The following is a 21,572-nucleotide window of genomic DNA, read 5'->3' as shown; positions in this document are numbered from 1 at the left end:
ATCGCGGCGGCCGGCGGCCGGCGGCCGGGGGCCGGGGGTGGGGGGGTGGGGGTGGGGGTGGGGTGGGGGGTCAGGGGGTGGGGGTGTCGTTGCGGATCATCAGGGCGCTGCGTAGGCCGGTGATGTCGAGGACGCGGAGCAGGAACTCGCCGACGTTGGTCAGGACGAGCAGGGCCTGGGCGTGACTGGCCTTGCGGCTGAGGACGACCAGGGTGCCCAGCCCCTGCGAATCGCAGAACGTCACGCCACCGAGATCGAGGACGATCCGGGGCGGCGGCTCGGTGAGAACCTCGTTGACGACGGTCGATAGCTGGGCGGCCGTTTGCATGTCGATCTCACCGGCAAGGCGGAGCACTGCTTCGTCGCCCGTTCGGTGCACGGTGATGGACAGTTCGGCACGATCCACCGGGTCAGCCTATCGCGATCTCCGTAGCCCGGCCTGTCGAGGCATACCGTCCCCGCGCAGCGTGCCGGGGGTGAGCCCGGTAACCCCGGGCCGGGGTGGCTGCCGATCCGCCGCCGGGCGCTGACACAATGGCGGCATCGTGACCGAGGTGTTTACCGCCGGATCCGACCGCTACCCGGTCGACGCGCCGGCCTCAGCGGCCCTGTTCGACCGCGCCTGCGCCATCGTGCCGGGCGGGGTGAACTCCCCTGTGCGCGCCTTCCGGGCGGTCGGCGGCACACCACGCTTCATGATCCGGGGTGAGGGGCCTTGGCTCCATGACGCGGACGGTCGTCGCTACGTGGACCTGGTCTGCTCCTGGGGGCCGCTGATCCTGGGCCACGCCCACCCCGAGGTGGTCGCGGCCGTGCAGGCCGCTGCGGCGCACGGCACCAGTTTTGGTACGCCCACCCCTGGCGAGGTCGACCTGGCCGCCGAGATCGTCGCACGCACCCCGGTCGAGCAGGTCCGACTGGTCAATTCGGGCACCGAGGCGACCATGTCGGCGATCCGCCTGGCCCGTGGGCACACCGGCCGCTCGAAGATCATCAAGTTCGCCGGCTGCTACCACGGGCACGTCGACGCGCTGCTGGCCGCCGCCGGCTCCGGCGTGGCCACCCTCGGCCTGCCCGACTCGCCGGGAGTCACCGGCGCGGCGGCCAGCGAGACCATCGTGCTGCCCTACAACGACGTGACCGCCGTCGAGGCCGCCTTCGCCGCCGAGGGCCAGCACATCGCCGCGGTGATCACCGAGGCCGCACCGGGCAACATGGGCGTGGTCGCCCCCCGCGACGGGTTCAACGCACAGCTGGCGCGGATCGCGCACGCGCATGGCGCACTGCTGATCGTCGACGAGGTGATGACCGGGTTCCGGGTCTCCCGCGCCGGCTGGCACGGGCTCGACCCGGTCGAGGCGGACCTGTGGACGTACGGCAAGGTCATGGGTGGTGGCCTGCCCGCCGCGGCGTTCGGCGGGCGCGCGGAGATCATGTCGCGACTGGCTCCCGCCGGCCCCGTCTACCAGGCCGGCACCCTCTCCGGGAATCCGCTGGCCTGCGCGGCCGGGCTGACCACGCTGCGGCTCGCCGACGACGCGCTCTACCGCAGGCTGGACGACACCGCCGCCGTCGTGGGCAAGCTGGCCGCCGACGCGCTGGCCGCCGCCGGGGTCCCGCACCGGCTGTCGTACGCCGGCAACATGTTCTCGATCTTCTTCACCGACGCCGACGTGGTCGACTACGACAGCGCCCGCACCCAGCAGGTGCCAGCGTTCAAGGCGTTCTTCCACGCGATGCTCGCTGCCGGGGTCTACCTGCCGCCGAGCGCGTTCGAGTCCTGGTTCGTCTCGGCGGCGATCGACGATGCCGCCCTGGAACAGATCGCCGCCGCGCTGCCGTCGGCGGCCAACGCGGCGGCAGCGGCAGGGTCACGGGGGTAGCGGTGAGCAAGACGGTGGTCCATGTGCTCCGGCACGGCGAGGTGTACAACCCGGACGGCATCCTGTATGGCCGGTTGCCCGGTTTCCGCCTCAGCGAGCTGGGCGTCCAGATGGCCAAGGCCGCCGCGCAGGGGCTCGCCGAACGTGAGGTCGTGCACGTGGTGGCCAGCCCGCTGGAACGCGCCCAGCAGACCGCCGAGCCGATCGCCGCCCAGTTCCGGCTGCCCGTCGGGGTGGACGAGCGGCTGATCGAGAGCGCCAACTGGTTCGAGGGCAAGAAGGTCTCGCCGGGCGACGGCTCGTTCCGCGACCCGCGTAACTGGTGGGTGCTGCGTGATCCGGTCACTCCGTCCTGGGGCGAGGCGTACCGGGCCATCGCCGAGCGGATGTTCGCCGCCCTGCACGCCGCCCGGATCGCCGCCGAGGGTCGGGAGGCCGTCCTGGTCTCGCACCAGCTGCCGATCTGGACGCTGCGCCGGTACGTGGAGCGCAAGCGGCTGTGGCACGACCCGCGTCGCCGGCAGTGCGCGCTGGCTTCGCTCACCACCTTCCACTTCGACGGTGCCAAGATCGTCGGCATCGGCTACTCCGAACCGGCCGCACACCTGGTGGCGATGTCGCCGACCGCGCGGACGGCCAAGGGGGCCTGAGATGGGCGTCCGGAGGTTGGCTGCCGGCCTGCTCGCCGCCGCGACCACCGCCATGCTCCTGAGCGGCTGTACCGGCGACGGGCGGGAGTCCGACTGCGACAGCGCCGGCGGCATCGTCGAGTGCGCCCCGGAGCAGCGTTCCGCCGCCCCGACGATCGCCGGTGAGCTGCTTGCCGGCGGGTCCTACGACGTGACCGACCAGCGGGGCAACGTCGTGGTGGTCAACTTCTGGGGCTCCTGGTGCGCGCCGTGCCGGGCCGAGGCTGACGACCTGGAAAACACCTACCAGGCGACGAAGGACGCCGGGGTGACCTTCCTCGGCATCAACGTGCAGGACAGCCGGGACAAGGCCATCGCCTTCGAGGAGGGTCGGGTCAGCTACCCGAGCATCTTCGACCCGGGCAGCCGGCTCGCCCTCGACATGGACATCCCGCCGAACACCATCCCGGCCACCGTCGTGCTGGACCGGGAGGGCCGCATCGCCACGGTGATCCGGGCGGCGGTCCGGCAGGAGGGGCTGCAACCCATCGTCGAGCGGATCGCAGCCGAGGCACCCGCGCCGGCCGGCCAGCGCTGATGGGCGGGACATTCGGTCAGCTCGCCGAGTCCGGCCCGTTGCTGCTGGCGTTGGGCGCGGCGGCGCTGGCCGGTCTGGTCAGTTTCCTGTCCCCGTGCGTGCTGCCGCTGATGCCCGGCTATCTCTCGTACGTCACCGGGCTGGCGGGCACGGACCTCGAAGGCCGGCGTGAATCGCCCGCAGCGGCCGAGTCGCCGGGCGGTGGTGGCGTCGGTACGGCCGTGCGGCCGGACACCCGGGTCGCCCCGGCGGTGAAGGGCCGGGTGCTGGCCGGGACGCTGCTGTTCATCGCCGGATTCACCGTCGTGTTCACTGCCACCGCGGTCCTGTTCAGCGGGGTCGGCCGGGTCTTCTTCGACCACGAACGGACCCTGGAGATCATCGTCGGTGGGCTCATCGTCGTGCTCGGTCTGGGCTACCTCGGTGCGCTGCCCGGGTTCCAGCGGGAGTTCCGGATCAACCGGTTGCCCGCCGCCGGCCTGCTCGGCGCGCCCGTGCTCGGTGCCGTGTTCGCGCTGAGCTGGGTTCCCTGCACCGGGCCCACGCTGGCCGCGGTGCTCGGCATGGCCACCACCAGCGGGCAGACCGACCGGGCGGTGGTGCTGGCCGTGGCGTACTGCCTCGGGCTGGGCCTGCCGTTCGTCGTCTTCGGGCTGGGCTTCAACCGGCTGCTCGGGGTGTTCCGCACGGTGCGTCGGCACAGCCGTTGGGTCACCCGGATCGGCGGGGCGTTGCTGATCCTGATCGGGCTGGCGCTGGTCACCGGCGGCTGGACCAACGTCGTGATCTGGTTGCAGACCACCGTCGGGGTGGGCAACTTCGAGGTGGGCATCTGATGACCGCCGTCGACGACCGGCCCGCCACTCCGGCCGAGGCGCCCCGGCGTCGCGGCAACCCACTGCTCGCCCTGCTGCGCAACTCGTGGCGGCAGCTGACCAGCATGCGTACCGCGCTGGTGCTGCTTTTCCTGCTCGCCATCGCCGCGATCCCCGGGTCGGTGCTGCCGCAGCGCGGGGTCAACCCGGAGGACGTACGCGACTTCTACACCGCCAATCCGGACCTGGCCCCGCTGCTGGACCGGGTGGGCGCGTTCGAGGCGTTCAGCTCGGTCTGGTTCTCCGCGATCTACCTGCTGCTGTTCACCTCGTTGATCGGGTGCATCACGCCCCGGCTGCGTGACCACGTCCGGGCGCTACGGGCCCGCCCGCCGGCCGTACCGAAACGCTTGGAGCGGCTGCCGCAGCACGCGGTGGTGCCCGCGCCCGAGGGCGGTGCGGCGGCGGTCGCCGAGACGCTGCGGCGACGGCGGTGGCGGGTGGCGGTGCGCGGCGACGAGGTCTCCGCCGAGAAGGGCTACCTCAAGGAGACCGGCAACCTGATCTTCCACAGCTCGATGGTGCTGGTGCTGGTCGGTGTCGCGCTCGGCTCGTGGTACGGCTGGCACGGCAACCGGCTGCTCGTCGCCGGGGCGGACCAGGTCTTCTGCAACACCCGCCAGCAGTACGCCGAGGCGCGGCTCGGCCCGCGCGTCGGTGACGACCTGCCCCGGTTCTGCATGCAGCTGGACGAGTTCGACGCGCAGTTCCTGCCGAACGGCCAGGCGTCCTCCTTCAACGCGAAGGTGACCGTCGACGAGGACGGCGGCGCTCCGCGTCCGGCCGAGTTCTCGGTAAACGCACCGTTGCGCCTCGACGGTGCGAACGTCTACCTGCTCGGGCACGGCTACGCCCCGGTGATCCGGTACACCGACCGGTTCGGCGGCACCCAGACCAGCACCGTGCCGTTCCTCACCACGGGCGACATCGGGCTGACCGGTGAAGGGCTGGCCGCCTTCCCGGACGCCAACGTCGACCCGGAGACCGGCGAGCGGAACCCGGATCTCCAGGTGGCCTTCTCCGGGCTCTACTTGCCGACCGCACCGCAGCAGCCGCCGTTCGTCCGCTCGGAGCATCCGACCGAGCAGAATCCGCTGCTCGACCTGGTCGCGTACCGGGGCAACCTGGGGCTCGACGCCGGTATCCCCGGCTCGGTCTACCAGCTCGATCAGCGTCAGCTACGCAACGGCCGGCTCACCGAGATCGGTGCGAAGCAGCTGCGGATCGGGGAGAGCTGGACGCTTGACGACGGCACCACAGTCGAGTTCGTGGGCACGGAGCGGTACATCGTGCTGTCGGTGCGTCACGACCCGGGCACGATGCTGCTGCTGGTCAGCTCGATCGGGCTGGTGCTGGGGCTGATGGGTTCGCTCTTCGTCAGGCGTCGCCGGGTGTTCGTGCGGCTGCTGCCGGCGGGTCCAGGTCTGCCGGCCGGTCCGGACGACCCCGACGGTGGATCTCCGACGGACGGTAGTAGTTTGGTCGAGGTAGCTGGTCTGCCGCGTACCGAGCATCCCGGGTTCGCCGCCGAGTTCGCCCAACTGGTCGCCGCGATCGGTGGACGATCCGGTGACGCCGGCACCGACCCGGACGCGCCGGCCCGGGCGCGGGAAGGAGTCGAGTGATGTCCGCACTCTCCGATCAGCTGGTGTCGATCGCCACGCTGGTGTACCTGCTGGCGATGATCAGTCACGCCGTCGAGTACGCCCTCGGCAACTCGCGCGCCAGGGCCGTCGTGGCACCGGCCCGCGAGCTGGTCGGCGCGGCGGTGGGCGCGGTCTCGACCGGCGCGGTGGACGGCCCTGCGGTGGACGGTGGCGCTGCGGCTGGTCGCGGTTCCGCCGGCTCGGCGGCGACCGGCTCGGCGGCGACCGGCTCGGTGGCGGCCGGTGACACCTCTGCGGCTGGTCGCACGAGCGCTGCCGGGGTCGGGAGCACGGCGGCGCCGAGTCGGGCCGAGCGCACCGCGCGCCGCGCGGAGTTGGGCGGCCGGGTCGCCGTCGGGCTGACCGCCGTGGCCGCCGCGCTGCACCTGGCGGCACTTGTCACCCGGGGCCTGGCCGCCGACCGGATGCCGTGGGGCAACATGTACGAGTTCGTGCTCACGGTCTCGTTCATCGGGGTCGCCGCCTGGCTGACCGTGCTGGTGAAGTGGCCGTTCCTGCGCCGCCTCGGGCTGTTCCTGACGCTGGTGATGGTGCTGCTGGTGGCCACCGCCGAGCTGGTGCTCTACACCCCGATCGTGCCGCTGGTGCCAGCGCTCAACTCGTACTGGTTCATCGTGCACGTGTCGACGATCGTCTTCGCCTCGGGTCTGTTTCTGCTGGGCGTGGTGCCGGCGGCGGCGTACCTGATGCGGGCCGGATACGAGAACGGCAAGCGCAGCTTCCCGTACACCCTGGCGAAGCGGCTGCCGGCGGCGGCCGGGCTGGAGCGGCTCACCTTCGTGCTGCACGCCTTCTCGTTCCCGATCTTCACCTTCGCGGTGATCGCCGGGGCGATCTGGGCCGAGGCGGCCTGGGGCCGCCCGTGGGGTTGGGACCCGAAGGAGACCTGGGCCTTCATCTCCTGGGTGGTGTACGCCGGCTACCTGCACGCCCGCGCCACGCCGAGCGTGCGGCGGAACGTGGCGACCTGGCTGGCCATCCTCGGCTTCCTGACCGTGCTGATGAACCTCTTCGGCGTGAACATCTTCTTCGAGGGCCTGCACTCCTACGGCGGCCTCTGACCCGCAAGATGTATAACTCCACTTATTGCGGGATGGTGGTCGTGAGCGTTTCGCTCACTCGCAGGGTGACCTGGTAGGCGACCTCCGGCAGATCGGCCAGCTCGATGCGCTCGGACCGCAGCGCGAGCTGTGCGTGCAACTCACGGGCGATGGCGTCGCGCAGCTCGACCTGTAGCGGCGACAGCCCGTCCGGCTCGCCGACAACGTACGCATCCGACATGCCGCAATGCTGTCCGTCGCCCGGCGTCCCGGTCCACCGCTGGTGAGATTTCCCAACGGCGTCGAAATCTTGGACATTTTCCGTTGTTCGCTAACGGGAACTGTCCAAGAATTACTCGACATCATGAGTGCCGACGGTCAGCGGAGGGCTTCGCGGGAGAGGAAATCGGCGCGGCGGATCACTTCCGGCAGGCGGTAGCGGCGGCTCAGGTCGAGCGTGATCGTGGTCGCCAGGTCGAGGCTGGTGCGGTGGCCGACCGAAACGAACACCGGCTTGACGTCGGTCTGGGTACGCAGCACCCGACCCAGCACCTCGTCGCCTTCGCGCAGCGCCGACCAGTCGCCCCGATGCATGCCCGGCTCGTCGTACGCACCGACGAAGGGCGTCTTCGCCACCCCGAAGGTGGGCAACCCGGTCAGCACGCCCAGGTGGCAGGCGAGCCCGAACCGCCGGGGATGGGCGATGCCGTACCCGTCGCAGACCACCACCTCGGGACGATGGCCGAGCCGGCCGAGGGCCGCCATTAGGATCGGCACCTCCCGGAAGGCCAGCAGCCCCGGCACGTACGGGAAGCTCACCTCGCCGGGCACCACGGCCGACTCCACCTCGGCACCCGTGATCAGCTCCATGACCACGGCGGCGGCGACGATTCGCGGCGAATCCTTGTGGTACGACACGTCCACGCCGGCGACCAGCCTCGGCGCGACGTTGAGACAGTCATCCAGGTCGAGGCGGTGCCGCAACTCCTGCTGGATCCGCTCCGCCTCCGCCACGGATCCCGGCCAACTGGCCGCCGCGCCCAGTTCCTCGGAAGTGGCCGCCGAGCCCAGTTCATCGACCACCGCCGGCTCGTCGGGGTGGGACCGGTCGGCAGGGACGATCGTCATGAGGTGCGAGCGTACGACCAATCGCGGGACAGCGGCGGCGGTCAGTCGGTGGGTTGTGGGCGAGGGGCGCGTGGGGCCGCCCAGCCGAGGAAGCGGTCGTGCAGCGCAGCGGGCTTCGGTGCGTCCTGCGGGTTGAGGCGGTACAGGTCCTCGACGGCGTCGTACAGCATCCCGGCCAGGTAGATCGACAGGGCCACGTGGCTGTCCCGGTACTCGGCGAGGAGGGCGAGCCGGGCGGTGGCGCAGGGCCACGGTGCGGCGCAGGCCCGACACAGCCAGAGCGGCCGAAGCGGTGCATGAAGCTGCGGCGTCATCTGGGTACTCCTTCCTGTCTGGCCTGGCTCTCGGGCCGGCGCGGTAGATCCGCCCTCACGATGTGCCGCCGAGCGCCGAGCGCGGCCGATGGCTATGGCCCGGCGTGGTATGTCGGACGGCCGCTGTAACGGTGGGCTGGAGGCGGGGCCGTCCGTCGCCGACGTGCCGGACGGCCCCGCGTCGGTTCCACCCGTCCTTTTCGGTCGGATCCGGGCGGTTCCGAGGGGGACAGTCTGGCCAAACGGCGACTACTCTCGGAAGGCGATTGATCGCCCTGTGTGGCTGGCGCGGTAGCTGGTGAGGGCGGTGAGGACGCGGGACACGCCGGTGAGGAGTGGTGCGGGTGGATGAGCGGTCGCGGGTGCTGATCGAGGAGCTGCGGCACATGCGGGCGGCGCGCAGGGTGACCCAGGAGGACCTGGCTCGGGCGATCAACTACTCGCCGTCCACTGTGGCCATGGTGGAGACCGAGGCGCGCAAGCCGCCGCCCAACTTCTGGGAGCTGGTGGACGGCGCGCTGGACACCGGTGGCGCGTTCGTCCGGATGCTGGCCCGGTTCGGTTCGCCGCAGTGGATGCGGGAGTGGGAGGCCAACGAGCGGCAGGCCACCGTGCTGCGGTCGTTCGAGCACACGGTGGTGCCGGGGCTGCTGCAAACCTCGGCGTACGCCCGCGCGCTGTTCCGCAGCGTCGGCCTCTACGACGACGCGGAGGTGGAGCGGCGGGTGGAGGCGCGACTGGCCCGGCAGGCGGTGCTCACCGGCGAGCGACAGCCGCAGCTGGTCACGGTGCTGGACGAGCACGTGCTGCGCCGGCCGGTCGGTGGGCCGGTGGTGATGCGCGAGCAACTGTGGCGGCTGGTCAAGCTGGCCACCGAGCATGCCCGGGTACGGCTGCACGTGGTGCCCGCCTCGGTCGGCGCGTATCCGGGTGTCGCCGGGGCCTTCGTGCTGGCTACCCTTCCCGGTGGGGAGGATGTGGCCTATCTGGACGATCAGCTCAAGGGCCAGGTGATCGACCACACCGAGGACGTGCTGGCGATCCGGGCGTCCTGGGAGGCGATCCAGGGCGAGGCGTTGCCGCCCCGGCAGTCGATCGAGTTGTTGACGGAGGTGGCGGAGTCATGGCGGAGCTGACCGACGCCCGGTGGCGCACAAGCACCCGGAGCAGCACCAACGGCGGCAACTGCGTCGAGGTGGCCGACAACCTGCCCGGCCTGGTCGCGGTCCGGGACAGCAAGGACCGCGACGGCGCGGTGCTGACCTTCGGCCCGGCGGCCTGGCGGGCGTTCCTGGAGGTGCTCCCGGTCAGCCGGTGAACCATCCGGGTACGTCGAGCCGGAACCAGTTGGCGGGGGCGACGGCCCGCAGGTCGTCCTCGATGGCCGCCACCCGGTCCGCGCCGAGCGTTTCCGTCCAGCGCTGCCGCAGGTCGTCGAAGATGACAGCCGACCGGCGCAGCCCGTCGAGCCCGTGCGGGGTCAGCCGGACCAGCTTGCGGCGGGCGTCGCGGCTGTCGTCGGCGCGTTCCAGGTAGCCGAGGGTGACCAGTCGGTCGACGGTCTTGCCGGCGGCCTGCTTGGAGACGCCCAGCCGGTGGCCCAGCTCGGAGGCGGTGGTGCCGTCGGCGCCGACGGCCTGGAGCACGAAGCCGTGCAGCGGACGCAGCTCCGGGTGACCCTGCCGGGCCAGCTCGGCGTGCAGGTCGTCGATGAGCGCCCGGAAGCCGGCAAGCAGGAGCAGCGGCAGCACGAAGCCGGGACGCTGCGGTTCAGGTGTTGGCAATTTCGACAACCTGGTTTACGGTTTGGTCAACCACGTTGACTAACCTACGGCAAGGGGTGTCGCCATGTCCACGCACGTCTTCACCACCCACACCATCGACACCGCGCCGGAGGCCGCCCGGGCCACCATGACCGGCGTACGCCGCAAGCTCGGCCACCTGCCCGGGGCGGTCGGCCTGATGGCCGAGTCCCCCGAACTGCTCAAGGGTTTCCTGACCGCAAACGCCAGCTTCGAGAGCTGCGGGCTGGACCCGATACAGCGGGAGGTCGTGGTGCTCACGGTCGCCGGCCGGAACGAATGCCACCTCTGCGTCGCCATGCACACCGCCACCCTCGTCCGGCACGGCGCCGCCGCCGAGCTGATCGACGCGCTGCGCGTGGGCGCGACGCTGCCCGACGAGCGGCTGGAGGCGCTGCGACGCTTCACCCTGGCCGTGCTCGACAACCGGGGCGCGGTGCCCGACGAGGAGCTGTCCGCCTTCCTGGCCGCCGGCTACCAGCCCCGGCACGCCCTGGACGTGGTGCTCGGCGTCGGCACGTACACCATCTCCACCTTCGCCAACCGGCTCACCCGGGCGCCGATCGACCCGCCCCTGGCCGCGTACGCGTGGCAGCCGGCCGCCTGACCGGGGCGGGACCGGTCGTCACACCGGTTCGTCGCGGTCGCGCACTTCGTTGCGGACGGTGGCGGGGACGTTCAGCCGCTCGTCCGCGTACAGCAGGCGCAGCTCGTCCGCGTGCTCGTCGGGCTCGCGGGTGAGCCGGGCCAGCTCGTCGAAGAGCGCCGCCCGCTCGTCGTCGATCTTCTCGAAGGGGGCGGGCATCGCGCCCCAGGCGTCCCACGGCAGCAGCTCCACCCCGTGCAGCGCGGCGGCGTCGCGCATCAGGTTGCCGGCGATCCACCACCAGCCACCCTCGTTGACCACGCTCAGCCCGAAGGTGTCCGGGTCGGCCTCACCAGCCCGGCAGCGGGCCCATGCCTCTCCGGCGACCAGGAACCGGCCCGGTGGCACGTCCGTGGTGTCGAAGTCGATGCCGAACAGCTCACGCTGGCGCGCGTCAAGCTGGGCGTCGACCATGACCCAGCGCAGTTGCTCGGCATGCCAGTACTCCGCAACCCAGTGGTCCTCGTACCTGCCGTCGACGAAATAGTCGCCGAATCCACAGCGGGCGCGGGCCGGTACGCCCCGGGCCCGCAGCGCCGTGACCAGCAGTAGCGAGTAGTGCCGGCAGTTCCCGGCCACCCGCTGCTCGGGAGTACGCGCAACGGTCAGCGGCTGGTCGTCCGGCCCTCCCGCGATGCGGGCGAGGATCTCGTCGGCCGGCCGTAGGTGCACGGTCTGCCGGTCGCCGTCGGTCAACGTGACTCCGTAGGCGCCAGCGATGTGCTCGTGGATCAGCAACCCCTGGATCGTCCGGGCAATCCCGGCCGGCTCCGACGGCACCGCGTCGAGGAGCGAGGCAAACGGCCCCGCAGAGGTCAGCCGTCCCGGCCGCGCGTAGCGGGACAGTCTCGTCCGATCCTGGTCCATCTGTCACTCCTCCGGAGGTCGGCGACTGACGGGCCGCGAGCGTCGCCGAGCTGGGCGCGGTCGCGCAGGCGCAAGTCTCGCAGGATTCGCCCGATCGCGACGTCCCGTGACGATCCGTACGCGCTCTCAGCTCGACAGGGCCAACCCGCATACCCCGGCCCAGCCACGAACCGCATCGTGCGATGCCGTGCCACTGCCGGAGCACGACGGCAGGCCGCCGCCGTCGGACGGCGGCGTGGGTGGGGCGCGCCACAGGGCGTACGGCCACCCGGCGTGGGCAGGACCAGCGGACGTAGGACAGACTTGCGGGCATGGCGGCTCGTGGCTTCCCGTACACCGATCTGAAGGATTTTCTCGCGGCGCTGGAGCGCGAGGGCGAACTGCGGCGCGTCAGCGTCCCGGTCGACCCGACGCTGGAGATCAGCGAGATCGTCACCCGGACGGTGCGGGCCGACGGGCCGGCGCTGCTGTTCGATCAGCCCACGCGGGGTGAGATGCCGCTGGCGATCAACCTCTTCGGCACCGAGAAGCGCACCGCGATGGCGCTCGGCGTCGAGTCGCTGGACGAGATCGGCAACCGGATCGGCGAGATGCTCAAGCCGGAACTGCCGGTGGGCTTCTCCGGCATGATGGGTGGCCTCGGCAAGGTCATGCAGCTCAAGTCGATGCCGCCGAAGAAGGTCAAGACCGCCCCCTGCCAGCAGGTGGTCTACCGGGGTGACGATGTCGACCTCAACCGGCTGCCCGGGCTCCAGGTCTGGCCGGGTGACGGCGGGATCTTCCACAACTTCGGGCTGACCCACACCAAGCACCCGGAGACCGGCAAGCGGAACCTGGGCCTCTACCGGCTCCAGCAGCACAGCCACAACACCCTCGGGATGCACTGGCAGATCCACAAGAACTCCACCGCGCACCACGCCGTCGCCGAGCGGCTCGGCCAGCGGCTCCCGGTCGCCATCGCCATCGGTTGCGACCCGGTGGTCAGCTACGCGTCGAGCGCACCGCTGCCCGCCGACATCGACGAGTACCTGTTCGCTGGCTTCCTGCGCGGCGAACGGGTGGAGATGGTCGACTGCCTCACCGTGCCGTTGCAGGTGCCGGCGCACGCGCAGATCGTGCTGGAGGGCTACCTGGAGCCGGGTGAGCGGCTGCCGGAGGGCCCGTTCGGTGACCACACCGGCTTCTACACGCCGGTCGAGCCGTTCCCGGTGCTGCACGTCGAGGCGATGACCATGCAGCGCGACCCGGTCTACCACTCGATCGTCACCTCGAAGCCGCCGCAGGAGGACCACGGGCTCGGCAAGGCCACCGAGCGGATCTTCGCGCCGCTGCTGCGGTTCCTGATCCCGGACATCGTCGACTACGACCTGCCGGCCGCGGGCGTCTTCCACAACTGCGCGATCGTGTCGATCCGCAAGCGCTACCCGAAGCACGCCCAGAAGGTGATGAACGCGATCTGGGGCGCGCACATGATGTCGCTTACCAAGCTGATCGTGATCGTGGACGAGGACTGCGACGTGCACGACTACCGAGAGGTCGCCTTCCGCGCTTTCGGCAACGTCGACTACGCCCGGGACCTGCTGCTCACCGAGGGCCCGGTGGACCACCTGGATCATTCGTCCTACCAGCAGTTCTGGGGCGGCAAGGCCGGCATCGACGCCACCCGCAAGCTCCCCGAGGAGGGCTACCACCGGGGCTGGCCCGAGGAGATGACCATGGCCCCCGAGGTCGTATCCCTCGTCGACAAGCGCTGGAAGGAATACGGCATCTAATGCCCACCCACCCAACCGACCCCACCCACCCCACCGACCCTCGCGATCTTGCACTTTCGGTCGCCGATTCGTCTGCTTCACCCGGATCTGTCCCGACGGAAGGTGCAAGATCGCGGGGGCGGGTGGGGGCGTTTCTGCGGCTCGTGGCGATCGAGCACTCGGTGTTCGCGCTGCCGTTCGCGTACCTGTCGGCGCTGGCGGCGATGTGGGTGGACGGGGGGCGGGTCCGGTGGGTGGATCTGCTGTTGATCACCGTGGCGATGGTGGGGGCACGGACGTTCGCAATGGCCGCGAACCGGATCCTGGACCGCCGGATCGACGCGCGGAACCCCCGTACCGCCAACCGGGAACTGGTGACCGGAGCGGTGAGCCTGCGCACGGCCTGGACCGGCGCGGGCGTCGCCCTGGTGGTCTTCCTCGCCGCCGCCGCCCTGCTCAACCCGCTCTGCCTGGCGCTCGCACCGCTGGCCGTGGTCCCGCTGGTGGTCTACCCGTACGGCAAACGGTTCACCAACTGGCCGCACGCCATCCTGGCCGCCGCCCAGATGGTCGGCCCGGTCGGCGCGTGGCTCGCGGTGACCGGTACGTTCGCCGGCTCCGGGCCGGCCTGGCTGCTCGGTGCCGCCGTCGGCCTGTGGATCGGTGGGTTCGATCTGATCTACGCCTGCCAGGACGCCGACGTCGACCGGGAGATCGGCGTGCACAGCGTGCCGGCCCGCTACGGACTGCGCTTCGCCCTGCACGCCTCCACGGTCGCGCACGTGGTCACCTTCGCGCTGTTCGGCTGGTTCGGCGTGCTTATCGGCTTCGGCTGGCTCTGGTGGATCGGGCTGGCCCTCACCGCGGTCGCCTTCGGCTACCAGCACCTGGTGGTCACGCCGACCGACCTGAGCCGGGTCAACCGGGCGTTCTTCACCGCCAACGGCTTCGTCGGCATCGCGCTGTTCGCCTTCGCCCTGCTTGACCTGGTCGTCCGGCTCGGCCTGCGGGCCTGACCAGCCCGCCGGCCCGCCGGCCCGCCGGCTCGACCTGCGGGCCTGACCGGCCCGCCGGCTCGGGCTGCTTGCCCGGTCACCTGCCCGGCACGGCGTAGCGGGCACTCTCCATGGTCCAGTCGATGGTGCCGCGAACGGCTCGGGCCACCCCGTCGAGGTGGGCGGTGACGGCAGGGTCCAGCGCCGGACCGAACGAGGGCATCGTGGCGCGCAGGGCGACGAACCGGCGCATCGACTCGTGCCAACGCTGGGCCGCCAGCTCGACGGCGGCGGGCACCGGCACGCGGTGCGCGGCGGCCAACGCCAGCACCAGGTTGTGTCCGCCGGAGATGGCCACGTCCCGGTCCAGCGAGGCGATGTCGTTGTACCAGGCGAGCAGATCGTTGCCGAGGTCGCGGAGCTGGCCCAGCCGTGGGTGGTGGTAGACCGGGTCGGGCAGCGGCCGGCCGGTGACGAACTCCACAAGCGGATACGACACGTACGCCGCAGAGGTCGCCCGGCGCAGTTCGACGTACTCCTCGACGCCCGGCGCGTACCCGGTCGCCTTGTTGACCGCTTCCCGCCAGGTGCCGTCGAGGTGATGGGCGACCGCGTCGGCGAAGCGCAGCCGCCAGCGGGCCGGCATCCGGCGGTGCGGCTCCCGCCAGGCGCTGACCAGCAGCCGGCGTAACGGACCGGCCAGACCCGGGTGCCGCAGCCGGAAACCGCCGCGCAGCAGCGCGACCGTGCCGTCCCGCAGGGCACGGATCTCGTGCAGGCCGGTCCGCTCGGGCCCGTCGCAGACGTCGTCGACCAGAAAGAACCAGGTAAACAGCGCGGTCAGGGTGCGCAGGTCGGATTCGGTGGCATCGGGGTAGAGCCGCCCGGCGTAGCGGGCGAAACCGGCCCGCCCCAGCCGTTCCCGCGTCGGCGCGTCCAACGGCAGCTCGGAGTCCAGCCAAGCCTGCACCTCGTCGGCGTACGGGGAGATTTGCGGCGCGATGGGGCAGGCAGCACGCAACGAAGGCAGGACGTGGTGGGCGAAGCCGGCCGACGACGAGATGATCTTCACATCCTTCCGGTCGGCCCCCACGGTGCTTCCGTCCCGGGCAGCATGCCAGCTCCCGGTGGCCCCCGCAGACCCGCCGGGCATCGGTGGCGTAACCGCTCAGCCTGCGGCGATCATGGGCACCTCGGACACGCTTTCTGGGGTGCCCGACTGGCGCCGGCGGTGACCAGGCAGGCTGAGGGCATGCGCGAACCATGGGTGGTCGGGGTGTCCGGGGCATCCGGCACGCCGTACGCGGCCGCTGTCGTACGCGGTCTGCTCGACGCTGGGGAGCCGGTGGACCTGATCGTCTCCCGGGCGGCCCGGCTGACCGTCCTCGACGAGACCGGACGGCCGTTCCGCGACGCTCACTGGGCCGACGACCTGGCCGCCTGGCTCGGGCGGGACATCGCCGCGGCGGACCTGCGCCACTGGCCCGCCGGCGACCTCGCCGCCGGACCGAGCAGCGGCTCCTATCCGGTACGCGGGATGGTGGTGGTGCCGGCCAGCACGGCGGCCTGCGCCGGCATCGCCATCGGCCTGTCCAAGGACCTGTTGCAGCGGGCCGCCGAGGTGAACCTGAAGGAACGTCGGCGGGTGGTCGTGGTGCCCCGGGAGACGCCGGTGACCCGAAGCCACCTGGAACACCTGATCGCGCTGCATGATGCCGGCGCGGTGGTGCTGCCGGCCAGCCCCGGCTTCTACGGTGCGGGCGCCGCCGCCTCCGGAGCCCAGCTGGTGGACTTCGTGGCGGGCAAGGTGCTCGACGCCCTCGATGTGCCGCACACCCTGTTCAAGCGGTGGGCCGGAAAGTTGAACGCGGACCGGACCTGATGGCCGGTCCGCGTCCCGACCCGCACTTCAGTACATGCCGGCATTTGCCGGTCCCGCAGGGCCGGTCGAAGCGGCCGGGCCCGCGTTACGCGGTCTACCCATCTCGTCCGCCTCGTCCAGCATGCCCTCCCCTTCAAGCAGGGCTCGCACCTCGGATTCCCGAAACCGGCGATGCCCTCCTGGAGTCCGGATGCTCCCGATCCGGCCCGCCGCCGCCCATCGCGTCACGGTTTTCGGGTCCACCCGAAACAGTGCGGCGACTTCACCCGGTGTCAGCAGGCGATCTCCAGTGTCCACAGCCCCCTCCTCGCGTCGACGAAGCCCCCGGCTGAACACACTGCCCCCGGCCGGTGCGAGCCCAGAGCCGTCATGAGGGACGTATGGCAATTACAGCACCAGCGACCTGGCGTGTCCGCCAAACGCGAAAAACGCACTGAGTGGGAAGTTAGTAAATGGTACCGGCGTCGCGCCCTCCGAACCCCGGGTATGCGAACTGTCACCCGCTGCCAGGCCGAACGGATACCGGAGTCCGGGTGTCACGCCGCGCCGACTAGGGTCACAGTCCGTGGACGCCATCGATCTCAACCTCGTGGACCTGCTCCGCGGAAATGCCCGCCTGTCGTACGCCGAACTGGCCCGCCAGGTCGGCCTTTCCGCTCCGGCAGTGCACGAAAGGGTCGGAAAGCTGGAGTCCGGGGGCGTCATCCGGGCGTACCGCGCGGAGGTCGAGCCGGAGACCATCGGGTTGGGTGTGACCGCCCTGATCGGCATCGTGGAGGACTCCGGGGCGGACACCGACGACGTGTTGGAGGCGTTCCGGGTCATGCCCGAGATCGAATCCTGCTACTTCATGGCCGGCGTCGAGTCCTTCCTGCTCAAGGCCCGGGTGGGCACCATCGCCGAGTTGGAGCAGTTGATCGTACGGCTGAACCGGACACCCGGGGTCGCCTCCACCCGTACCGGCATCGCACTGTCGACCAAGTGGGAGAACCGCCCGCAGTCGGTCGCTCCGCCGACGGCCTGAGCCCCGGCACCGCCTGTCGGCTTGCTAGGTTTCCCGGCGTGACTCATCTCGACCGGTGCGACGAGGCCAGCCGGCGGTGGGTGACCGAGGCGATCGCGGCCGTGGAGGCGGACGCGAACCGGTCCGCCGACACCCACCTGCTGCCCTTCCCGCTGCCCCGGCACTGGGGGATCGACCTCTACCTGAAGGACGAGTCGGTCCACCCGACCGGGTCGCTGAAGCACCGGCTGGCTCGTTCCCTGTTCCTGTACGGGCTCTGCAACGGCTGGATCGGGCCGGACACCACGATCATCGAGGCGTCGTCCGGCTCCACGGCGGTCTCCGAGGCGTACTTCGCCCGGATGCTCGGGTTGCCCTTCGTCGCGGTGATGCCCGCCTCCACCTCGCCCGAGAAGATCGCCCAGATCGAGTTCCAGGGCGGTCGGTGCCATCTGGTCCAGGACCCGGCGAAGGTGGTCATCGAGGCACGCTGGCTCGCCGAGGACTCCGGTGGGCACTACATGGACCAGTTCACCTACGCGGAGCGGGCCACCGACTGGCGGGGCAACAACAACATCGCCGAGTCGATCTACGCGCAGCTCGCCCTGGAACGGCATCCGATACCGGCCTGGATCGTGGTCGGCGCGGGAACCGGCGGCACCAGCGCCACCATCGGACGGTACGCCCGCTACCGGCGGCTACCCACCAAGCTCTGCGTGGTCGATCCGGAGAACTCCGCGTTCTACCCCGCCTGGCAGGCGGCCGACTGGTCGGTACGCACCGGCCGGGGTTCCCGGATCGAGGGCATCGGCCGCCCGACCGTCGAGGCGTCCTTCCTGCCCTCGGTGGTGGACCGGATGGTGCAGGTGCCCGACGCGGCTTCCCTGGCGGCCATGCGGGCCGCCTCGGCGGTGCTTGGCCGGCGGGTGGGCGGCTCGACCGGCACCAACCTGTGGGGTGCCTTCGGCCTGATCGCCGAACTGCTGGCCGCCGGCCGGACGGGCTCGGTGGTCACCCTGATCTGCGATGCGGGTGACCGGTACGCCGACTCCTACTACGCCGACGAGTGGGTGGCCGGGCAGTGCCTCGATCTGGCACCGCACCTGACCACCGTCGACCGCTTCCTGACCGACGGCTCCTGGCCGAGCTGACCGCCCGACCTGAGCGCCCGACCTGAGCCGCCGGCCAGGGGCGCTCACTGGAACAACCGCACGATGAACTGGGCCGCGGTGCCGGCGATCGTGTTCTGCAACACCGGCCCCAATCCGCTGCCGACTGCCCGGCCGAGGTTGCCGAAGCGGCCCTTCTCCGCGTCGACGTGAGCGGCGGCGGCTGCCTGGTCGACGACGTTGCCGTGGTTGTCGACGTGTCCTTTCTCCTGAAGTACGGCGATCAGCTGCATCAGCTCGGACAATGCCGGTCCGACGATTTTGCCGATCTGCACCTGGCCGTCGCGCATGTTTATCTGGTCGCCGTGGACATGCTCAGTCACCGCGTGCCACCTTCCCGATCTGGACGCCGCCGCCCATCATGTTGATTTCGTCTCCGAATACCAGTTTCCGGTTGTCGATGTTCTGGACGATTTCCCGGGCTGGCGGGTTCTCCAGAGCGTTCGCGATCAGGTTGACCAAACCCTCCACCATGGCGCGGTCGGTGCTCACGAGCGCCGCGCTGGTCGCCCCGTTCGTCTCGACCACCAGCGCGTACTGGGTCGCCTGAAGGGCGAGCCGGACCGCCCGCCATACGTGATACGCGACCACGCCGAGCACGACGGCGGCGACGAGGACGAGCGCGTAGCCCGGAAGTTCCATCTGCCCGACGCAGCAGAGCAGCAGCACTCCGCCGGCGAACCAGCCACCGGCTCGGGCGATCGCGCGCCCGATACCCCGGCGGTCCGGTTCGGACATCAGCGACCGGACGCGGGCGATGCTGCTGAGCTGATAAACGTCGCCGCCGATCCACAAAGTGGCCCGGTTGACCCTTATCTGTGTGACGCCGGAATGCTCCGTCACGTTTGCTCCTCTCCTTGCGGTCGCTTGGGCGTCGGCCGCCCGAGTCGGTCGATTAATTGCGTGTGAGGCGCGGAGTGACAAAGCCGGTTCCGAATTGATTACGCGAACCATACTCCGGCGATCGATCCGGTCCCATGGACGGGACTGTCGGGAAGGTGACAAGCCGGTAATTGTCGCCTGTTCGGCGGAAGAAATGGATGCTGTCAATCAGCGAATGGTAGAGAGCGTTTCCCCGACCGTGGTCGGGCGGTCATCGGACGTGCCGGCAGGTGGGCCCCACAAGGCGAGGCGAAGTCATCCCGGCTGCGGGTGGGTGTGGGCTAACGGTCGACGGCGCGCGGCCGAACGGACCGGCATGCGGCACGCAGCTGGCCCGCCGCGGACGAGGCTTACGGCAACAGCAGTGTCTTCCGCGCTGGCCTGCGCGACCACGAGATCGGCTACGTCTTGGCGGTGTCCCGCAGCCACCTGGTCCCGCTCGACGGCGGCAAGACCCGCGTCCGCGCCGACCAGGTGGCCGCTGACCCACCCGCCACGGCATGGCAACGCCGATCGGCCGGCGTCGGATCCAAGGGACCGCGCTTCGACCACTGGGCCTGGCTCGACGGCGTCTGCACCGACGCCGACCCCGACGACGGCCGACACAGCCTCTTGATCAGAAAGAACACCACCACTGGCCCAAGCCCGACGATCCCATTACACACGCCGCCTCAACCTCGTCACCGGTGGTTGTTCTTCGTCGTTCCGGATCGGCTTCCGACTGCCTGGTGACGACCTGGATACAGACATTCCGCGACCGTGACGAGCACCGGCTGCTTCGAAAATCGATGGTGCCAGGCCGCTCTTTGGGTTTGGGTGCACCATGAGCATCATCTTGAGCGCCCCGAGCGTTGATGAGCTGTCACCAGCGGTGGACGCGCTCAAGCGGTGGCAGTACGACGAGGGACCGCTGCATCTGCATTCTGGCGATCTCGGCTGGCACTCGTCACGTGGTGCCGAGGTTACGGCGGCCGCCATCCGGATGTGGTTGCGCGACGGGGAGGTTCTCGCGCTCGGGCTGCTGGACGGCCCCGACCTGGTGCGCATGGCCGTCGCTCCCGACTGGCGTGATGACGAGGCACTGGCCCGCCAACTCGCCGCTGATCTGGACGCCCCAGGGCGTGTCCTGGATCCCGACGGTGCGACAGTCGAAGCCCGAGGTGCGGAACGTCTCACCCAGTTGCTGCTGGAGCGGGGTTGGGAGCGGGATGAGCCGTGGACAACGTTCCACCGCGGTCTCTCGGACCCGGTCAAGGACTGCGGTCTGCGCATCGAGACGATCGAACCCGATCGCGCCGAGGTGTGGGTCGGCGTCCACTGGTCCGCGTTCCGCGGCTCACCCTTCAGCGATGCCGACCGACGCCGCACGGTCGGGCGTTGGCTCGCCATGGCCGGTGGGCCGTTCTACGCTGACGCACGTTGCCTCGCCGCATTCGATCAGAACGACGACGCCGTGGCAGTCGCGGCAGTGTGGTCAGCCGGCCCGGGGCGGCCAGGACTTCTGGAACCGATGGGCGTCCACCGCAGTCACCGAGGCCACGGTTACGGCACGGCGATCACGCTTGCCGCCGCTGCGGCACTTCGCGACATGGGTGCGTCCAGCGCGAGTGTGTGCGTGCAGAGTTCCAACGTCGGCGCCGTAGCTACCTACGCCTCGGCCGGCTTCACGCCGTCAGACGAGGTGGCCGATCTGCGCCGCGGTCCTCGATGATCACCGCGACGCCGCCGACCAGGACCCGGCCGACACCGGACTGATCAAGCTTACGGTCAACGAGGTCCGCTCTCAGCGTGTCGTGGCGCGCTCGGCCAGCCCTGGGTAACGCTGCACGTAGCCGTCGGCGTCCATCTCGACCTCGGCGCTGAAGCCGCCGCTCGCGTACCGGAACCGGTTCGGGCCCAGCCCGGTGTAGACCTGCTCGGCGGGGAGCACGGTGAGGCTGGGCAGCAGCACCCAGGCCACGCTTATCGAGTGCCTGGTGTCCGGGGGTGCGGTGTTCAGGCCGAGCCGACGCAGCGGCAGCGTGTTGAACAGCGGTGAGCCACCGAGATCCACGTCGAGGGCGTCGGCCAACCGGTCCGGGTCCTCCACGCCGGGCAGCCCGGCCGGGGCGTGCCCCGCGGCGGTCAGGACCGCGTCGAGGTCACCCTGCTCGGCGGCGGTCACCCGCCACCGCTGCGTCGCCCGTTCGAGCCGTACGCTGCGCCGCCACCCGGCTCCCTCGACCTCCACCTCCAGGCGGACACTCGACCAGTCGGTGTCGGTGGTCACCTGGTAGCGACACGTGTAGGGAACCGGGTCGACGGCCAACTGTGTGCCCTGTGCGGTCAGGCCGTGGCCGTCGTCGACCACGGCGTGCTCGGCACCGGCGGTGTCCGTGCGGGTCCATAGCAGCGACTTCGGCGTGGTCGGCATGAGCCGGACGTTACGCCACCCGGCTGAG

Annotated in this window: 26 protein-coding genes; 15 read left to right on the top strand and 11 right to left on the bottom strand. The window is 70.6% G+C overall.

Annotated elements, in window-relative coordinates:
• Nucleotides 1-70 precede the first annotated feature (70 nt).
• Nucleotides 71-406: an STAS domain-containing protein gene (locus AB0J93_RS19870; protein ID WP_269740311.1), complete on the bottom strand. Its 336-nt coding sequence runs from the start codon at nucleotides 404-406 to the stop codon at nucleotides 71-73.
• A gap of 139 nt (nucleotides 407-545) precedes the next feature.
• On the opposite strand from AB0J93_RS19870, the gene hemL reads away from it, so the two are divergent.
• The 6 genes from hemL to ccsB are packed head-to-tail and all read left to right on the top strand — an operon-like array spanning nucleotide 546 to nucleotide 6,713.
• The gene (hemL, locus tag AB0J93_RS19865) at nucleotides 546-1,883 is read left to right on the top strand and encodes a glutamate-1-semialdehyde 2,1-aminomutase (protein ID WP_363923762.1); all 1,338 of its coding nucleotides are present in this window, start codon (nucleotides 546-548) and stop codon (nucleotides 1,881-1,883) included.
• Nucleotides 1,884-1,885: 2 nt separating this feature from the next.
• The gene (locus AB0J93_RS19860) at nucleotides 1,886-2,533 is read left to right on the top strand and encodes a histidine phosphatase family protein (protein WP_363923761.1); all 648 of its coding nucleotides are present in this window, start codon (nucleotides 1,886-1,888) and stop codon (nucleotides 2,531-2,533) included.
• A 1-nt stretch (nucleotide 2,534) separates the two neighbouring features.
• Nucleotides 2,535-3,110 carry a TlpA disulfide reductase family protein gene (locus tag AB0J93_RS19855; RefSeq protein ID WP_363923760.1) on the top strand — a complete coding sequence of 192 codons (576 nt, stop codon included), beginning with the start codon at nucleotides 2,535-2,537 and terminating at the stop codon, nucleotides 3,108-3,110.
• Nucleotides 3,110-3,946: a cytochrome c biogenesis protein CcdA gene (locus AB0J93_RS19850; protein WP_363923759.1), complete on the top strand. Its 837-nt coding sequence runs from the start codon at nucleotides 3,110-3,112 to the stop codon at nucleotides 3,944-3,946. The genes AB0J93_RS19855 and AB0J93_RS19850 overlap by 1 nt, the downstream gene beginning before the upstream one ends.
• Nucleotides 3,946-5,610: a cytochrome c biogenesis protein ResB gene (locus AB0J93_RS19845; RefSeq protein ID WP_363923757.1), complete on the top strand. Its 1,665-nt coding sequence runs from the start codon at nucleotides 3,946-3,948 to the stop codon at nucleotides 5,608-5,610. Before AB0J93_RS19850 ends, AB0J93_RS19845 begins: the two co-directional genes overlap by 1 nt.
• Nucleotides 5,610-6,713 (top strand): c-type cytochrome biogenesis protein CcsB, encoded by a 1,104-nt coding sequence (gene ccsB, locus AB0J93_RS19840; RefSeq protein WP_363923756.1) that lies wholly within the window; start codon nucleotides 5,610-5,612, stop codon nucleotides 6,711-6,713. The genes AB0J93_RS19845 and ccsB overlap by 1 nt, the downstream gene beginning before the upstream one ends.
• Nucleotides 6,714-6,735: 22 nt before the next feature.
• On the opposite strand, the gene AB0J93_RS19835 is transcribed toward ccsB, so the two are convergent.
• The 3 genes from AB0J93_RS19835 to AB0J93_RS19825 all read right to left on the bottom strand — a co-directional run bounded on the left by AB0J93_RS19835 (nucleotide 6,736) and on the right by AB0J93_RS19825 (nucleotide 8,134).
• Nucleotides 6,736-6,933 carry a hypothetical protein gene (locus AB0J93_RS19835; protein WP_363923755.1) on the bottom strand — a complete coding sequence of 66 codons (198 nt, stop codon included), beginning with the start codon at nucleotides 6,931-6,933 and terminating at the stop codon, nucleotides 6,736-6,738.
• Between the two features lie 137 nt (nucleotides 6,934-7,070).
• Complete coding sequence (locus tag AB0J93_RS19830; protein WP_363923784.1) at nucleotides 7,071-7,706, bottom strand: endonuclease V; 636 nt, start codon at nucleotides 7,704-7,706, stop codon at nucleotides 7,071-7,073.
• 155 nt (nucleotides 7,707-7,861) lie between these two features.
• The gene (locus tag AB0J93_RS19825; RefSeq protein ID WP_363923754.1) at nucleotides 7,862-8,134 is read right to left on the bottom strand and encodes a hypothetical protein; all 273 of its coding nucleotides are present in this window, start codon (nucleotides 8,132-8,134) and stop codon (nucleotides 7,862-7,864) included.
• A 344-nt stretch (nucleotides 8,135-8,478) separates the two neighbouring features.
• Here AB0J93_RS19825 and AB0J93_RS19820 point away from each other — a divergent pair, with 344 nt between their 5' ends.
• Together AB0J93_RS19820 and AB0J93_RS19815 are read left to right on the top strand one after the other, a co-directional pair.
• The gene (locus AB0J93_RS19820; RefSeq protein WP_363923753.1) at nucleotides 8,479-9,270 is read left to right on the top strand and encodes a helix-turn-helix transcriptional regulator; all 792 of its coding nucleotides are present in this window, start codon (nucleotides 8,479-8,481) and stop codon (nucleotides 9,268-9,270) included.
• Complete coding sequence (locus AB0J93_RS19815; RefSeq protein WP_363923752.1) at nucleotides 9,258-9,452, top strand: DUF397 domain-containing protein; 195 nt, start codon at nucleotides 9,258-9,260, stop codon at nucleotides 9,450-9,452. The genes AB0J93_RS19820 and AB0J93_RS19815 overlap by 13 nt, the downstream gene beginning before the upstream one ends.
• Here AB0J93_RS19815 and AB0J93_RS19810 read toward each other — a convergent pair.
• Nucleotides 9,442-9,918: a MarR family winged helix-turn-helix transcriptional regulator gene (locus AB0J93_RS19810; protein WP_363923751.1), complete on the bottom strand. Its 477-nt coding sequence runs from the start codon at nucleotides 9,916-9,918 to the stop codon at nucleotides 9,442-9,444. The genes AB0J93_RS19815 and AB0J93_RS19810 overlap by 11 nt on opposite strands.
• A 64-nt stretch (nucleotides 9,919-9,982) precedes the next feature.
• Between AB0J93_RS19810 and AB0J93_RS19805 the strand changes: the two genes are divergently transcribed.
• The gene (locus AB0J93_RS19805; protein WP_363923750.1) at nucleotides 9,983-10,543 is read left to right on the top strand and encodes a carboxymuconolactone decarboxylase family protein; all 561 of its coding nucleotides are present in this window, start codon (nucleotides 9,983-9,985) and stop codon (nucleotides 10,541-10,543) included.
• 18 nt (nucleotides 10,544-10,561) lie between these two features.
• On the opposite strand, the gene AB0J93_RS19800 is transcribed toward AB0J93_RS19805, so the two are convergent.
• The gene (locus AB0J93_RS19800) at nucleotides 10,562-11,449 is read right to left on the bottom strand and encodes a transglutaminase-like domain-containing protein (protein ID WP_363923749.1); all 888 of its coding nucleotides are present in this window, start codon (nucleotides 11,447-11,449) and stop codon (nucleotides 10,562-10,564) included.
• A 311-nt stretch (nucleotides 11,450-11,760) separates the two neighbouring features.
• On the opposite strand from AB0J93_RS19800, the gene AB0J93_RS19795 reads away from it, so the two are divergent.
• Together AB0J93_RS19795 and mqnP are read left to right on the top strand one after the other, a co-directional pair.
• Nucleotides 11,761-13,221 (top strand): menaquinone biosynthesis decarboxylase, encoded by a 1,461-nt coding sequence (locus AB0J93_RS19795; RefSeq protein ID WP_363923748.1) that lies wholly within the window; start codon nucleotides 11,761-11,763, stop codon nucleotides 13,219-13,221.
• Entirely contained in the window at nucleotides 13,221-14,216 is a 996-nt protein-coding gene (gene mqnP, locus AB0J93_RS19790) for a menaquinone biosynthesis prenyltransferase MqnP (RefSeq protein ID WP_363923747.1), read from the top strand. The genes AB0J93_RS19795 and mqnP overlap by 1 nt, the downstream gene beginning before the upstream one ends.
• A 76-nt stretch (nucleotides 14,217-14,292) precedes the next feature.
• Here the strand turns inward: mqnP and AB0J93_RS19785 are convergent, their stop codons facing one another.
• A complete protein-coding gene (locus tag AB0J93_RS19785) occupies nucleotides 14,293-15,288 on the bottom strand; it encodes a terpene synthase (protein ID WP_363923746.1) in 996 nt (331 codons plus the stop codon).
• 159 nt (nucleotides 15,289-15,447) lie between these two features.
• Between AB0J93_RS19785 and AB0J93_RS19780 the strand changes: the two genes are divergently transcribed.
• Nucleotides 15,448-16,077, top strand: coding sequence for a UbiX family flavin prenyltransferase (locus AB0J93_RS19780; protein WP_363923745.1), 630 nt, complete (start codon nucleotides 15,448-15,450; stop codon nucleotides 16,075-16,077).
• A gap of 27 nt (nucleotides 16,078-16,104) precedes the next feature.
• Here AB0J93_RS19780 and AB0J93_RS19775 read toward each other — a convergent pair whose 3' ends face one another.
• A complete protein-coding gene (locus AB0J93_RS19775; RefSeq protein ID WP_281565634.1) occupies nucleotides 16,105-16,374 on the bottom strand; it encodes a BldC family transcriptional regulator in 270 nt (89 codons plus the stop codon).
• A gap of 268 nt (nucleotides 16,375-16,642) precedes the next feature.
• Here AB0J93_RS19775 and AB0J93_RS19770 point away from each other — a divergent pair, with 268 nt between their 5' ends.
• Nucleotides 16,643-17,101 carry an Lrp/AsnC family transcriptional regulator gene (locus tag AB0J93_RS19770; RefSeq protein WP_093403973.1) on the top strand — a complete coding sequence of 153 codons (459 nt, stop codon included), beginning with the start codon at nucleotides 16,643-16,645 and terminating at the stop codon, nucleotides 17,099-17,101.
• A 38-nt stretch (nucleotides 17,102-17,139) separates the two neighbouring features.
• Nucleotides 17,140-18,231, top strand: coding sequence for a PLP-dependent cysteine synthase family protein (locus tag AB0J93_RS19765; protein ID WP_363923744.1), 1,092 nt, complete (start codon nucleotides 17,140-17,142; stop codon nucleotides 18,229-18,231).
• Nucleotides 18,232-18,275: 44 nt separating this feature from the next.
• Here the strand turns inward: AB0J93_RS19765 and AB0J93_RS19760 are convergent, their stop codons facing one another.
• The gene (locus AB0J93_RS19760; protein WP_363923743.1) at nucleotides 18,276-18,572 is read right to left on the bottom strand and encodes a hypothetical protein; all 297 of its coding nucleotides are present in this window, start codon (nucleotides 18,570-18,572) and stop codon (nucleotides 18,276-18,278) included.
• Nucleotides 18,565-19,092: a DUF6232 family protein gene (locus AB0J93_RS19755; protein ID WP_363923742.1), complete on the bottom strand. Its 528-nt coding sequence runs from the start codon at nucleotides 19,090-19,092 to the stop codon at nucleotides 18,565-18,567. The genes AB0J93_RS19760 and AB0J93_RS19755 overlap by 8 nt, the downstream gene beginning before the upstream one ends.
• Nucleotides 19,093-19,954: 862 nt before the next feature.
• Between AB0J93_RS19755 and AB0J93_RS19750 the strand changes: the two genes are divergently transcribed.
• Nucleotides 19,955-20,842, top strand: a complete 888-nt coding sequence (locus AB0J93_RS19750; protein WP_363923741.1) for a GNAT family N-acetyltransferase — start codon at nucleotides 19,955-19,957, stop codon at nucleotides 20,840-20,842.
• A 72-nt stretch (nucleotides 20,843-20,914) separates the two neighbouring features.
• Here the strand turns inward: AB0J93_RS19750 and AB0J93_RS19745 are convergent, their stop codons facing one another.
• Complete coding sequence (locus AB0J93_RS19745) at nucleotides 20,915-21,544, bottom strand: putative glycolipid-binding domain-containing protein (protein ID WP_363923740.1); 630 nt, start codon at nucleotides 21,542-21,544, stop codon at nucleotides 20,915-20,917.
• Nucleotides 21,545-21,572: the final 28 nt, after the last annotated feature.

Origin of the sequence: Micromonospora sp. NPDC049374 (genome assembly GCF_040677165.1) — a bacterium.
Classification (GTDB): domain Bacteria; phylum Actinomycetota; class Actinomycetes; order Mycobacteriales; family Micromonosporaceae; genus Micromonospora.
The sequence above is the reverse complement of the archived record's forward strand: the minus strand, read 5'-3'. Positions and strand labels throughout refer to the sequence as shown.